The 13,684-nt window shown below is 23.1% G+C and carries 11 protein-coding genes; 8 read left to right on the top strand and 3 right to left on the bottom strand.

Annotated elements, in window-relative coordinates; all coding sequences use genetic code 11:
• Positions 1-108: 108 nt before the first annotated feature.
• The 4 genes from IGS63_RS01075 to IGS63_RS01060 are packed head-to-tail and all read left to right on the top strand — an operon-like array spanning position 109 to position 3,401.
• Complete coding sequence (locus IGS63_RS01075; protein ID WP_190615208.1) at positions 109-648, top strand: CPBP family intramembrane glutamic endopeptidase; 540 nt, start codon at positions 109-111, stop codon at positions 646-648.
• The gene (locus IGS63_RS01070; RefSeq protein WP_190615207.1) at positions 641-1,597 is read left to right on the top strand and encodes an ABC transporter ATP-binding protein; all 957 of its coding nucleotides are present in this window, start codon (positions 641-643) and stop codon (positions 1,595-1,597) included. The genes IGS63_RS01075 and IGS63_RS01070 overlap by 8 nt, the downstream gene beginning before the upstream one ends.
• Positions 1,594-2,358: an ABC transporter permease gene (locus IGS63_RS01065; protein ID WP_190615206.1), complete on the top strand. Its 765-nt coding sequence runs from the start codon at positions 1,594-1,596 to the stop codon at positions 2,356-2,358. The genes IGS63_RS01070 and IGS63_RS01065 overlap by 4 nt, the downstream gene beginning before the upstream one ends.
• 20 nt (positions 2,359-2,378) lie before the next feature.
• Complete coding sequence (locus tag IGS63_RS01060; RefSeq protein ID WP_190615205.1) at positions 2,379-3,401, top strand: hypothetical protein; 1,023 nt, start codon at positions 2,379-2,381, stop codon at positions 3,399-3,401.
• 299 nt (positions 3,402-3,700) lie between these two features.
• Here the strand turns inward: IGS63_RS01060 and IGS63_RS01055 are convergent, their stop codons facing one another.
• Complete coding sequence (locus IGS63_RS01055; protein ID WP_190615204.1) at positions 3,701-3,841, bottom strand: hypothetical protein; 141 nt, start codon at positions 3,839-3,841, stop codon at positions 3,701-3,703.
• A 191-nt stretch (positions 3,842-4,032) separates the two neighbouring features.
• On the opposite strand from IGS63_RS01055, the gene IGS63_RS01050 reads away from it, so the two are divergent.
• A complete protein-coding gene (locus IGS63_RS01050) occupies positions 4,033-5,736 on the top strand; it encodes an ABC transporter ATP-binding protein (protein WP_190615203.1) in 1,704 nt (567 codons plus the stop codon).
• Positions 5,737-5,823: 87 nt separating this feature from the next.
• Here IGS63_RS01050 and IGS63_RS01045 read toward each other — a convergent pair whose 3' ends face one another.
• Positions 5,824-7,356: an ATP-binding protein gene (locus IGS63_RS01045; RefSeq protein ID WP_190615202.1), complete on the bottom strand. Its 1,533-nt coding sequence runs from the start codon at positions 7,354-7,356 to the stop codon at positions 5,824-5,826.
• Positions 7,357-7,580: 224 nt separating this feature from the next.
• Between IGS63_RS01045 and IGS63_RS01040 the strand changes: the two genes are divergently transcribed.
• Positions 7,581-8,921: an FAD-dependent oxidoreductase gene (locus tag IGS63_RS01040; RefSeq protein ID WP_190615201.1), complete on the top strand. Its 1,341-nt coding sequence runs from the start codon at positions 7,581-7,583 to the stop codon at positions 8,919-8,921.
• 126 nt (positions 8,922-9,047) lie between these two features.
• Here IGS63_RS01040 and IGS63_RS01035 read toward each other — a convergent pair whose 3' ends face one another.
• A complete protein-coding gene (locus tag IGS63_RS01035; protein WP_232521253.1) occupies positions 9,048-10,844 on the bottom strand; it encodes an AAA family ATPase in 1,797 nt (598 codons plus the stop codon).
• Positions 10,845-11,116: 272 nt separating this feature from the next.
• On the opposite strand from IGS63_RS01035, the gene IGS63_RS01030 reads away from it, so the two are divergent.
• Together IGS63_RS01030 and IGS63_RS01025 are read left to right on the top strand one after the other, a co-directional pair.
• Positions 11,117-12,583, top strand: coding sequence for a hypothetical protein (locus tag IGS63_RS01030; RefSeq protein WP_190615200.1), 1,467 nt, complete (start codon positions 11,117-11,119; stop codon positions 12,581-12,583).
• Between the two features lie 14 nt (positions 12,584-12,597).
• A complete protein-coding gene (locus IGS63_RS01025; RefSeq protein ID WP_190615199.1) occupies positions 12,598-13,668 on the top strand; it encodes a hypothetical protein in 1,071 nt (356 codons plus the stop codon).
• Positions 13,669-13,684 lie beyond the last annotated feature (16 nt).

The raw sequence follows: 13,684 nt of genomic DNA, 5'->3' as shown, positions 1-13,684 counted from the left end.
CCTGTATTTTTAGCTAAAGCATCTTCTGAATGTGGATGTGGTCAAGGATATTAATTTTTTCATGTTCCTCATTTTAATGAGGAACATTTTATAGGTAAGGTGATTTTAGTGAAACAAGAAATTAGTGTTATTTTTATTTTTATTTATCTTATGGTAACAAGAGTAGATTTATTAAATATAAATAATTTTAATTATTCAAAAAAAGATTTTTTTTTATTTTTTATAAATTCATTGATTTTTTTTATAATTAATTATTTACTTGAATTGAAAAATAATAATTATAAATATTTATTTAAAAATATATCAAAAAAATCTATTTATCTTTATTTATTTAAAGGAATTATTTTTATTCCAATATTAGAAGAAATATTATATCGTGGAATTTTAATATCAATTTTAATAAAAATATTTAATTCATACATAGCTGTAATTATTTCTTCTATAATATTTATGTTTCAACATAAATTTTATAACTTTTATCAATATATTTTTTTATTTTTGATAGCAATGATTTTGGGAATATATTTTTTAATTTTTAATAGTATTATTCCTACTATATTGATACATTCAGTTATAAATATGGCAAATTATATTTATTTTATAAAAAATTATAAGAATAATAAGAAAAAAGAGTGGGAAAATGGATAAAATTATAGAAGCGAAAAACATAACAAAAATTTATAAAAATGGAATAGCAGCAAATAAAAATATTTCTTTAGATATAAAAAAAGGGGAAATTTTAGGTATTTTAGGACCAAATGGAGCTGGAAAAACTACTTTGATTAAACAAATAGTTGGTTTTTTAAAACCAACTTCTGGGAAAATATATTTTAATAAAGAAGATATTTCTTTAAATCCTAACTTAATAAGAAAAAATCTATGTTATCAATCTCAATCAAATTTTGTGTTGAGAGGTTTAAAAACAAGAGAAGCATTATACTATACTGGAAAATTGAATAAAATGACTAAAAATAGAATAAAAGAAAAAATTGAATTATTGAAAAAAGAATTAGATTTGAATACAGTTTTTAACAAAGAAATAGAAAATATGTCTGGTGGACAAAAACAAATAGTAAATTTAGCTGTTTCACTTGTTTCTGATTCTAAAATATTAGTTTTAGATGAACCAACAAATAATTTAGATCCAGAAAAAAAGGCTTTATTAATTGATTTTGTTCATAGATTAAAGTTGAAATATGGATATACCATAATACTTGTTTCACATAATATATTTGAAATAGAAAAAATAGCAGATAGAGTTGCCATAATATATGATGGTAGTTTATTAAAATTAGATACTCCAAAAAATTATATAGCACTTATGGGAGGAGATTATAAAATAAAATTTTTTATACACAAAGATAAAATTCCGAAAATAGAAAATTATTTTAAAAATTTTTCTATAAATGAATTTGGCTACACAAGTATTTATATTGAAGAGAAAAAAATATTTGAGTCAATGGATTATTTGAACAAAGAAATAGGAAAAGAAAAATTAAAAGATATAAAAGTATTGAATACAAATTTAGAAGATTCATATTTATTTTTTTTAAAAAATTATAGGAAAAACTTTATAAAAGAGGATTTAAAAAAATGATAAAAAAGATATTTGAAAATTTAAAAGAGTTTTATTATTTATTTATTATTATTTTTTCAGAAGTTAGAGTAATATGGATTTTTCAAATGATATTTGGAATGGTAGCTCCTATTGGTTTAATTCTTTTTATAAAAGTATTTTGGAATAATTATAATAAAATTCAAGCAATACATTTGATATCTGGAAATGTTGTAATAAGTATGGTAATGCCATTGATGCTCATGTTGTGTTCAAGACTTGCTCAAATGAAATATGACGAAAGTATAAATTATTTTATAGGATTACCAATAAAAAAAATAAATTTTATTTTAGCTTTGATTTTTTCATCAGCAATAAGTTATTTGCCAGCATCAATAGCAACTTTAATTTTTACTAAATTAATACTTGGAATAAATATAGAAATTCAAAAAGTATTATTTACAGTTATAATAGCCTTTATAATCTCTTCGTTGTCTTTTGTTGGTTTGGGTGTGTTTATAGGATTGAAAAGTAAAACTCCAATACATTCAAATATAATTGGAAATGCAGTAGTATTTTTTATGGTATTTTTTACGCCAACAATAATTCCAACAGAAAAATTTCCAAAAATTTTTTTATGGATAAGTTATTTATTTCCAACAACATATGCAGTTAATTTATTTGAAAGTATTTTTAATAACATTTTTAATGGAGCATTTTTCATTAATTTATTTGTTTTAAGTTTATTTGTTTTAATATCTTTTGTTTATTTATATAAATTTATAAACTGGTATATTGAATAATAAAAAAGGAGAAAATTAAAATGGAAATATTAACTTTAGATATTGGTGGAGCAAATTTGAAATATTGTATATTTAGTTTTCAATCTAACAAAATAGAAATTAAAGAATATGACGAATTAAATATTTTAAACAATAATTTAAATGTATTTGAGTTGTTTTTGAAAAAAGAGATATTTAAAATAACTTCAAAAAATTCAATTGATAAAATACTATTTACACAAACAGCTTCTTTAATTTATGAAAATAATAAAGAAGGTGTGAAAAAAATAGCTTCAATTTTAAAAGAAGTATTTAAAGGAGAAATTTTTATGTTTACTCCAGATAGATTAATTAATATAGAAATTTTAGATTTTGAACGATATACTGAATGTTATAATTGGGCTATAACAAGAGAATTATGTAAAGATAGAAAAGGTATAATAATTGATATGGGATCTACTTCCACAGATATAATTCCTATTTTAGAAAAAGAAAATAATAAGAATAATATAATGAGATTAATAGATGGTGAAGTTAATTATTTAGGTATGGTAAGAACGATATTACAAAGTGTAATAAAAACTGTTCCATACAAAAATTTTGATGTTCCAATAATAGCTGAACCTATTCTAAAAACTGGAGATATTTTTTATTATCTTGATATGATACCATACAATAAACATTTAAATTATTCTTCTAATATTAAATTTATTAATAAATTAGAGATTGAAAATAAAATATGTCAATTGATTGCTTCAGATAAAAATTTTTTAAGCAAAGAAGAAATAAATATAATAATTAAATATATATACGAAGAAATAAAAAATACAATAAAATTTAAAATAAATAAAATTATGAAAAAAAATAATCTGGATAATAATATAACTTTATTTGCTACAGGGTATGGTATAAATAATATATTAAAAGAAATATATAAAGAAATGAATTTTTCAGAATATATTACACTTGAAAATCTCTTAAATGTAAAAAAGTATACGCCTGCAATAGGTTTGGGATACGTTTATTTTAAAAAAATAATGAGAAGAGATTTTAGTATGATATAAAAAACTTATAATGCAAGTCAAAGTGTTTATAATTTTTTTAAAATATTTAATAAAATAACCCTTTCAGAAGATTTTGAAAAACACCAAAAAGATAATATCGTTGGTGTTTTTTTTAATTTATACTTATTTGTAAAATCTTTTAATTTATCAAAAATTTTTAATTAAATAGAAAAATCAAAATCATATCTTGAATAATTTCTTATAAAAGTGTCTATTACGTATCTTTCTTTACTTTCTAAATTTAAATAATTTTCAAAAAATATATTTCTTTCTAAAAGTAAACTTTCAAAATTATTATTTTAACTAAATAAAAAAGATTTAAATAAACTATTCCAACCATTGTTTATTTTATTATAAAAAATAACCCTATTTAAAAAAGGTTTTCTATAGGAACCATATTGAGAAGCTATATTAAAAATCTTGAGACAAAATTCATTCATAAGTTGTTTCCTCCTACTTCAAATGGGACGTTATAAACAAAAAAATGCAATGTTACAATTTTTAAGAAAAATTGTCGTTTGAAACCATCTTATATAAGCTATTATAGCATGCATAAAAAAGTAAAGTCAAATGGAATGAGTTATAATATAATTGTGCTAAAAAATATATTAAAGTTATAGGGGGATTAATTTTGAAAAATAAATCATTTGCAAATATTTTTAAATATTCAAAAAAATATATAAAAATACAATTTTTTTTACTTATACCTACTGTAATAGCTGTGTTATTTCCATTAATAAGACCCATTGTAATAAAACAATTTATTGATAATATACTTAATAAAGATATTAAAATAATATTATCATATGTATTTTTATTGTTGGGTATAGTTGTTGTAGAAAGATTAATAAATTTTTTCTCAAATAATCTTTTATACAAAACAATTAATAATATTTCATCAAAAGAAAAGGTTTCATTATTTAAAAAAATATTTAAATTATCTCTAAAAGATTTAAAAAAATATACTAGTGGAGATATTTTATCTCGAGTTTTGCAAGATACTGATGAGTTATCTCAGACAATATCTATTGTTTACTTAGTAATATTTGCAAATATTTTACAACTTATATCAGCAGCATTTTTGTTATTTAGTTTTAGTTACAAACTTGCAATTATTGCTTATTCAACATTACCTCTTTTTTATATTACATCGAAACTTTTTGATAAAAAGATAAAAAATTCTTCAATAAACGAAAGAAAGACAAATTCTGTTTTGATAGAAAGTTTTAGAGAAAAACTTAGTGGTTTTAAAACTATAATAGGTTTTTCTAAAAAAGATCATTTTTTGAATCAATTTGAAGATGATAGTATTAAAGATAAAAATGCAAAAAATAAATTAATTTTTTATACAAGAGCTCAAGATGAATTTATTAGTTTTATATATAATTTAATACCAATTTTAATATTAGGTATTGGTGGACTTTTAGTTCAAAGAAAAGAAATTTCATTAGGTACTCTAATAGCTTTTTATTCGTATATTGGATGGCTTAACCATCCAATACAAATGTTAAGCAATATAGTTATTTCAGTAAAGAAAAGCAAAGAAACTTTAAAAAGAATTGAAGAAATATACAACTTACCAGAAGATGAACATAATGGAAATGACTTATTGGAATCAATAAAAAATATTGAATTAAAAAATATATCCTTTTCTTATGAAGATAAAGAAATAATAAAAAATATTAATTTAAATATTGTTTCTAATAACAAATACAGTATTGTTGGTGAAAGTGGAAGTGGTAAGAGTACCTTGCTGAATCTTCTGCCATTGTTCTATAAAGATTTTTCTGGAAACATCTTCATAAATAATAAAAATATAAAAGAATATGATATTAATTCTTTGCATAAGAAAATATTATACGTTTCTCAAAATGAATTCATTTTAAATGATACATTAAAAGAAAATATTTTTTTTGGAGATACTTTTAGTGAAAAAGATATAAAAAAAGCTATTGAATATTCGTGTATAAATGATTTTTTACCAGAGCTTGAAGATGGAATGAAAACAGTTCTTGGTGAAAATGGATCAAATTTATCTGATGGTCAAAAACAAAGAATAACAATAGCAAGAGCTATAATAAGAAAACCCGATTTACTCATTTTAGATGAATCAACCAATGCTATTGATTCAAAAACAGAGGAAAAAATCTTTGATTCTATTTCAAAAATAATTCCTACAATTATTATTATTTCACATAGACTTTCAACAATTAAAAAAGCAGAAAATATAATAATAATTAATGATGGGAAAGTGCTTTCTAAAGGAAGTCATAAAGATTTATTAGAAAATTGTAAGGAGTACAGTAGAAACATAGAAAGTCAATTACTGCATTAAATTTTAAAATAATTATATATTTAGTAAAAAATAATTTAAAAAATTAAAAAATAGGATAGTTTAAAACTATCCTATTTTTTATAGTAGTTAAATCTTTTCAACTTTAAATGATTCAATATTTTTTTTATCAGAGTTGATGTTTATGCCAATTAAATAAATATCATACTTATCAACGTAAGGTTTGTAATAACCTTTTTCTTTAATTTGTTCAAGGGCAAAATCAGGAGACTTATCTTTTTTTAATTCAATGACATAAAGAAAGTTATCAAACTCAACAATTAAATCACTTCTACCATTAAAAGAAAGCTCTTCGGCTCTAACGTTTAAACCGCTTGCTGCCAATATGGTGTATATCAATGAATGATAATAACTCTCTTCTTTTTTGTGCAAATTATAAGGTACACTTGCTATTATTCTTTTTATTTCATCTATTACGTTATCTATGTTGTTTTCAAAAAAAGCATTTTTAAAAATGGCTTCACTATTGTTTAATATATCTTCTCTTATATCATAATTAGCTTCAAGTAAAAGTTTTGAAAAACTATTTTTTACCTCTAAGTTTGGATAGTCGATTATATATTTATTATATTTATCAATACCTTTAAAGGTTAAATAACCAGATTGAATAAAAAAAATTCTAGGACGAGCATTTTCAATCTCTCTTGTAGAAAAGTCAAGTTCACTTACAGTAACCTTCGTTAATTCATCATAAGTAATATCTTTTCCTTTTATATATTCATATAAAAATGTTGGTGATCCACTTTCAAACCAGTAATTGCTGAACTTTTTTTCAGAAAAAAAGTTTAAAACAGAATAAGGATTGTATACGAACTGTTCACCATCGAAAGAAAAACCATTGTAATATTTTTTTATTTTTTTCAAAAGGTCAACTCTTGAAAGATTTAATACATCTTTTGTCATTTCAATGTAGTTATTAAAATGAATTTCTAATTCTTGTTGAGTATATCCAAACATTTGAGAGTATTGTTTAGAGATACTTATATCTCTTAAATTATTTAAAGAAGAAAATACACCCATCTTTGTAAACTTAGTAATTCCTGTCATGAATACAAACTTTATGAATTGACCTTTAGACTTTACAATTACATAAAAGTCTTGAAGAATATCTCTCATCTTTTCAGCAACTCTTTTATTGTTTATATTGTGAAGAACAGGTCTTTCATATTCATCGATTAAAACAACAACCTTATCTCTTTTTGAAAGTTTTAATACCAATTCACTAAAAGCAAACTTATAGTCATCTTCAACAAGATCAATACCATAATTAATGGCATTTTCTCTTATGATATTAGTTAAACTCTTTTTAAATCTATCAATATCATCATAAACGGCATCTAATAAGTTAATCCTAATAATAGGATACTCTTTAAATTCCCATTTATCATAAATGAAGGTATCTTTGAATAACTCTTTTTCACCTTTAAATAGATAATACAAGGTAGATAAAGTCAAACTCTTACCAAATCTTCTTGGCCTTGATAAAAAGGTAGGAACCCCTAAATCAACGAGATCGTATATGTACTTTGTTTTATCTATGTATAAATAATTTTCAGTAATAATCTTTTTAAAGTCATCGATTCCTATTGGTAGTTTTTTCATAAAAACCATCTCCAATTATTATATTGTTAATACAATTATACCATACAAATGAGAAAGAAGGAGTTTAATAAGGGTATTAATAATTATCTTTATACAGAAATTTTTAGTTTGAAATTCACTTTTCTTGATGTATAATATAATGAATTCGATTTGTGAAAAGGTGAAAAATTATAAATTATAAAAAGAGAGGTGAAAAAGGTTACTCATAAGGGTAGCTAAATCAAATGTCTAATTTAAAATATGATGTCGTAGTAATAGGTGGAGTTGCAGCTGGTACCAGTGCAGCAGCTACAATAAAAAGAATTAAGTCTGATATGTCAGTTTGTATCTTTCAAAAAGAACCTTATATTTCATATGGTGGCTGTGGATTACCGTATTCGGTATCTGGTGAAGTAAAAAGTCCTGAATCAGTTATAGGTTTTACACCAGAAATTTTTAAAGAAAAAAAAGGTGCTGATGTATTTATAAATCATGAAGTTTATAAGGTTAATTTTGATAATAAAAAAGTTTATGTAAAAAATGAAAATGATGAATTTGAAGTTGAATATAAAAATTTAGTAATTTCAACTGGAGCAAGTCCGATAATGCCAAAATTTACTTATACTGGAAATGGTGTTTTTAAATTAAGAAATCCAACTGATGCAAGAACTATGCTTGACTTTATAAATGAGAATAATCCTAAAAAAGGTATAGTAATAGGTGGAGGATACATAGGAATTGAAAGTGCAGAAGCTTTAAAAAAACATGGTATAGATGTGACTGTAATAGAAGGAACTGATAAACTTTTAAGAGGTATGGAAGATGAACTTTTAAATGCATTTAAAGATATGACAACAAAAAGTTTAAAGGTTGAATTCAATACAATGGTAGAAGATATAACTTTTGATAATGGAATAAAAGTAATTACAAAAAATAAAAACTATGATGCAGATATAGTTGTTGTTGCAATAGGAGTTAGACCAAATACGGGATTTTTAAAAGGAACAGATCTTGAAATGCTGAAAAATGGTGCAATTGTAGTGAATGAAAAATCTCAGACAAATATAAAAGATGTTTATTCAGCTGGGGACTGTGCAAGTGTTAAAAATTATATTACTAAAAAAGATGTGTATATTCCACTTGGAACAACAGCAAATAAACAAGGAAGAGTTGCAGGTAAAAATATTTGTGATGTGAAAGAAAGTTTTGAAGGTGTAGTTGGTTCTTTGATAACTAAGTATGAAGATGTTGAATTTGCTAAGACTGGATTTTCACTTTCAGAAGCATTAGAAAGTGGATTTGATGCAATTAAAGTTTATGTAAAATCTGGAAGTAAAGCACATTATTACTCTGGATCTAAAAAAATTCATATGACTATGACAGTAGAAAAAAGTACAGGAAGAATATTGGGTGCACAGTATGTTGGTGGAGAAGTTTTTGCAAGATTGAATGCAATAACACCGCTTTTGTATAAAAATGGAACAGTAGACGATTTAAGAAATATGGATTTAGCCTATGCACCACCATTTTCACCAGTTTGGGATATAAATTTAGTTGCTGCAAATTTAGCAAAAAAGAAAATATAAAATAATTTATAAATAAAAAAGAATAGTTGGTAGCACGTAATTTTTTATGTAAAATCCTCTTCTTGATTTTGTCTATCTATTCCAAGAAGAGGATTTTATTTTTTTATTTATATACTAACTTTTAAATTATAATTTATTATGTATACTTTTAAGGTTTTCTATTGAAATGCCTGTTAATTCTGAAATCATATTTACATCTAATCCTTTTTCCAGCATGCTTTTTGCTATTTTTTCTTCAGGCGTTAATTCAATATCTTTATCCAAATTACTAACAATTTCAACCTCTTTTTTATCAAAAGCTATTGAAACTTTTATTATGTCATTTATTCCATAATTTTTTATCTCTTCTTCATACCTCTTTTCATTTATTTGTTTTAATCCATTTTTAGCACTGTCTTTTAAACTTTTATCTTCGTCTTTATTGTACTTTTTGAACTCTATTATTATTCCTTTATCTGTTTTATCTTTTGGAATTAATATAACATCAGCTCTTCCAAGTCCTGTTTCTCTATTACTCTTTATTATGTATTTTTCTTTTAATCCAACACTCATTCCAAGTATCAATCCATGATAGAACCTTTCTGGTTCCTTTCCGCTAACATCAAAATAACTCAATGTATTCATCGTTAAATCTTTAAATTGGTCTGTAAATGTCTTTATTCTTCCTACTTTTAAATTCAAAAGCATATTATCGATACTTATATTTGATTCTCTCAACATATTTCTAACTGTTTGTACAAAAAAATCTTTTACTTCTTCATTTGGTATCTTTACCTTGTATGTTGTTATATTGTTTTGTCTTTTTTTACTCGTCCACTTTAAGTAACCACTAAATAAAAATAATGTCCAAATTGCACTTTCACTATTTAAGTTTAAATCACCATAAACCATTGTTTCTATTATTTCGCACTCTACTTCTTCTCCGTTTATTAATTTTTCTACACTATCTTTTATATTAACAGTTCCTTCTTTTATTAACTTTCTTATTAAATAATTCCCACTAGTATTCATCCAGTATGGCCTTATTTTCCCTCTATTCTTTGCAAGAGTTACTATAGAAAAAGGATTGTAAATTTCAACACCACCAAAGTTATAACCATTGTACCAATCTATAACTTCTTTTTCTTCATATTCAAGTTCATAATACTTAAGTGTTTCTTCAACTTCTTCTTTAGTTAAACCATACTTATCATTGAATAGTTCATTCAATACAGTAGAAACTTCTAAATTATTCACACCAGTAAAGATGCTTTCTTTTGATACTCTTGTTATACCAGTAAGAACTGCTTTTTCAAGGTATACATTATCTTTTAATGCCATGCCAAATAAGTTACCAATTAAAGATATTATTTCATCATAGTAACCATGTAAGTAAGCTTGTTGAATGGGAGTATCGTATTCATCTATTAATATTATTACCTTTTTACCATAGTATCTTTCCATATACTTTGATAAGTTTCTTATAGAATTTTCATAATCTGCATCTAAAGCTTCTCTATCCATTATTTTATTGTATACATCTTTTTCCCTTTCATTTAATACTTCAAAAACATATTCGTGATCAATGTATAAAGTTGAAAGTTCCATAGTTAATAAAGCATGCATCTTTTTTAAGTTATTAGACTTTAAATCTTTAAAGGTGATGTATATAACAGGATGTTTATTTAAATGTTTTTCTATTATGTTCTTTTCTTTATGTATTTTTAAATCTTTAAAGAGGTGTTCGTTGTTTTGAGTAATATCAAAAAAGTACTTCATCATAGATTGACTGAGAGTTTTCCCAAACCTTCTTGGCCTTGTTATTAATAAAACATCGCCACTTTCAATAACTTCTTTGATTAACAAACTTTTATCTACAAAATACATGTTATCTTCAATTAAAGATTTAAAGTCACTTCTTCCTATTGGAAGTCTTTTTTTCATTTTAATCACCTCATTTTATTATATCATACTGAATAGGTAATTTAAGGTATCAACATTTTTTTAATGCCTTTTTACCATGACAAATTATTATTTCATAAAGTAATAAAATTAGTTAATCAAATTTATTGTTTTGTTTTTATAAAAAAAAAATATTTACGAAAATATTAAAATAACTTAAAAAAGTATTTTATTTTTATTAAAAATATGGTATTATTATATTGTAAATTCAAATTTTTTAATTAATAAATAGTATATAAAAAGGAAGTGTGGGTATGAAAAAAATATTTGTAATGATATTTCTTATATTAAGTCTTTCTTTTTTTTCATTACCAAGTGCTTCAGAACATGCTAAAGCAGGATTAGAAGATTTTGGCTTTTATACTGGAAAAAATAAAAATATTAGATTAACATTTACAGAAATAAGTAATTTAATAGATAATATAAATAGTAATCCGTTTAAAGATATAAGTACAAAATTTGGAAAATTTGGGCATAGAAACTTTGGACATTGGGGTTTTTCTGGAAGCATACCCTTTAATAAAAATGAATATTTAAAAGAATTAATTAAAAATGGAGTTTCTAAAGAGAAAATCGTATTAGAATGGAAAAAAATAACAGATAAAATGACAAATATAGTTATGGAAAAAACAGGAGTTACAGATAAAAAACTTGCAAAATCTTTAGCTGGATTAATATATGATCATCACATTTTAAAAGATTATGAAGATAAGATAATAGAACCATTATCTGATATAAATAATTTAAAGAAGGATATTTTAAAAAATTTTGAAACTTTATTTGGTAAAAATTCAAATCTTACTACAGATTTTAGAAAGTATTTAAAGGATATACCAAAAAATTTATCAGAAAAAGAACAGAGTATTTTAATAACTAAATTTATAAAAAAAGTAAACTTAGGAAGTTCTTTAGAAGATATTTTTTCTAAGGAATTTCAAGAAAAAAATATAAAAGTTTATACTAATTTAAAAAAAATGATGAATAGTTCAAATAAAATTAATAAGTATCTTAATATAAAAACTGCAGCTAAGGGAGCTTTGCTTTCTGGAATAATTTCGGGATTATTTCATTCTTATAAAGTTTATAAGAATGAAGAAGAAATTGATGAGGCTTTAAAAAATGTAATTAAAGATAGTTCAAAAACAGGAATTTCTCTATATACTTCTGAGGCCATAATGCAAAAAATTGGTAAAAAATATGCATTAACAGCAGCAACTGGAGCAGCTTTGAATTATGGTATTGCTACATTTGTTTTCAATGAAGTTAATACAGTTTATGATTTTTTTATAGATAAGAGCATAAATTCAGAAGAATTTCTAAAAGAAAATGGTGAAAATATATTAAAATCATCTTTTTCAGGATTATTTTCGTATTGTGCAGTAATATTGGGGGCTACTCCAACAGGATTTACAGTTATTGCTGTTGCAATTGCAGGTGACTTAATTATTAATAAAGCAATAGAAACTTATAAAAGATTGGATAAAAAAAATTATTTTTTTATGGAAGATATAATTGGGAATTTACCTTTGAGTGTTCAAAGAAGACGAACAATATTTGATTTAGAAGATCATTATAAAAATAAAAAGACGATATTTGATTTAGAAGATCATTACAAAGATAAAAAGACGATATTTGATTTAGAAGATCATTACAAAGATAAAAAAACAATATTTGATTTAGAGGAACATTATAAAGATAAAAAGACAATATTTGACTATTAGTTGAGGTGATAATTATGAAGAAGTTTTTTTTAATACTAGTGAGTTTAATGATTTCTATACTGATATTTTCAAATGATCCATGGAAAAATATGGAAGATATACAAAAAGAGATATATGATACTTTTGATAATAATGGCGGTAGTGAAGTTCCATGGTATTATGATGAAAATAAACACTCTGATGTTGATACAGAAATATTTTATCAATATTATTCTGATATAAAAGAATCGAATTCTATAGATGAAATTATAATAATAACAAAGGATGCTTTAAAAAAATTGTATTCAAAAATGATGGAAGAAGATTATGAAGTAACTGAAGAAGATTTTAATACATATATACTCTTGAATTATACTTGGGCAGCACTTTATGAAGGAATATTTGGATGGGATTTACCTTGGAAAAAAACATTAAATAATATATCAACATGGATACCATCTGTTTTAAAAAAAGATGGAAGTGTTATTGGTAATTTTTTTAAACTAAATAATAGTTTATATAAACTCAATCAACATAAGTATATTAAAGTAACAGAACATAAAATAATAGATAATTTTTTTGAAAATCCATATTCAGATACATGGTTTTTGATGATAAAAGAATATAAAAAGATAAAAAAATTTTATTTTTTTATGAAAGAAGAATTAGAAAAATATAAAGAATTTTTATCTTCAGATTATTCTAAAAATAAAGAAAAAATACAGAAAACATTAAAATATATTGATTTGAGTAGTTTGTATTTTAAAAAGTTAGACAGTATAGCAAGATATGAAGTTTTTGATAGACTAGTTGTTCCAATAATAAATTATGAATATGAATTGTATTTAAAATATTATGATAATAATATTATATTTTTTAAAGATAAAGAAAAAAAAGAAAAAGAAAAAGAAGTTGCTTTGCAATTTAATAAGGTTACGAATTTAATAGATTATTGTGTAGCTGATGATACAAAAGAATGGTTTATTGATTTTCAAAAAATGTTGAAGAAATATTTAGGAGAAAAAGAATGGAATGAATTAAAACTATATGGGAAACTAAGTCAAGAGTGGTTGAGATTACTTCCTGAAGTAAAAGTTGATTATTAAACATAATAAATGTCTT

The organism is Tepiditoga spiralis (genome assembly GCF_014701195.1).
GTDB classification, from domain to species: Bacteria; Thermotogota; Thermotogae; order Petrotogales; family Petrotogaceae; genus Tepiditoga; species Tepiditoga spiralis.
Note: the sequence above shows the minus strand (reverse complement) of the source record. Positions and strands in the feature narration are given on the sequence as shown.

What these genes read in the sequence shown, in the direction of transcription:
- IGS63_RS01070 (WP_190615207.1), top strand. Translation starts at nt 641, where the DNA reads ATGGATAAAATTATAGAAGCGAAAAACATAACAAAAATTTATAAAAAT.
- IGS63_RS01065 (WP_190615206.1), top strand. Translation starts at nt 1,594, where the DNA reads ATGATAAAAAAGATATTTGAAAATTTAAAAGAGTTTTATTATTTATTT.
- IGS63_RS01060 (WP_190615205.1), top strand. Translation starts at nt 2,379, where the DNA reads ATGGAAATATTAACTTTAGATATTGGTGGAGCAAATTTGAAATATTGT.
- IGS63_RS01055 (WP_190615204.1), bottom strand. Translation starts at nt 3,841, where the DNA reads ATGAATGAATTTTGTCTCAAGATTTTTAATATAGCTTCTCAATATGGT.
- IGS63_RS01045 (WP_190615202.1), bottom strand. Translation starts at nt 7,356, where the DNA reads ATGAAAAAACTACCAATAGGAATCGATGACTTTAAAAAGATTATTACT.
- IGS63_RS01040 (WP_190615201.1), top strand. Translation starts at nt 7,581, where the DNA reads ATGTCTAATTTAAAATATGATGTCGTAGTAATAGGTGGAGTTGCAGCT.
- IGS63_RS01035 (WP_232521253.1), bottom strand. Translation starts at nt 10,844, where the DNA reads ATGAAAAAAAGACTTCCAATAGGAAGAAGTGACTTTAAATCTTTAATT.
- IGS63_RS01030 (WP_190615200.1), top strand. Translation starts at nt 11,117, where the DNA reads ATGAAAAAAATATTTGTAATGATATTTCTTATATTAAGTCTTTCTTTT.
- IGS63_RS01025 (WP_190615199.1), top strand. Translation starts at nt 12,598, where the DNA reads ATGAAGAAGTTTTTTTTAATACTAGTGAGTTTAATGATTTCTATACTG.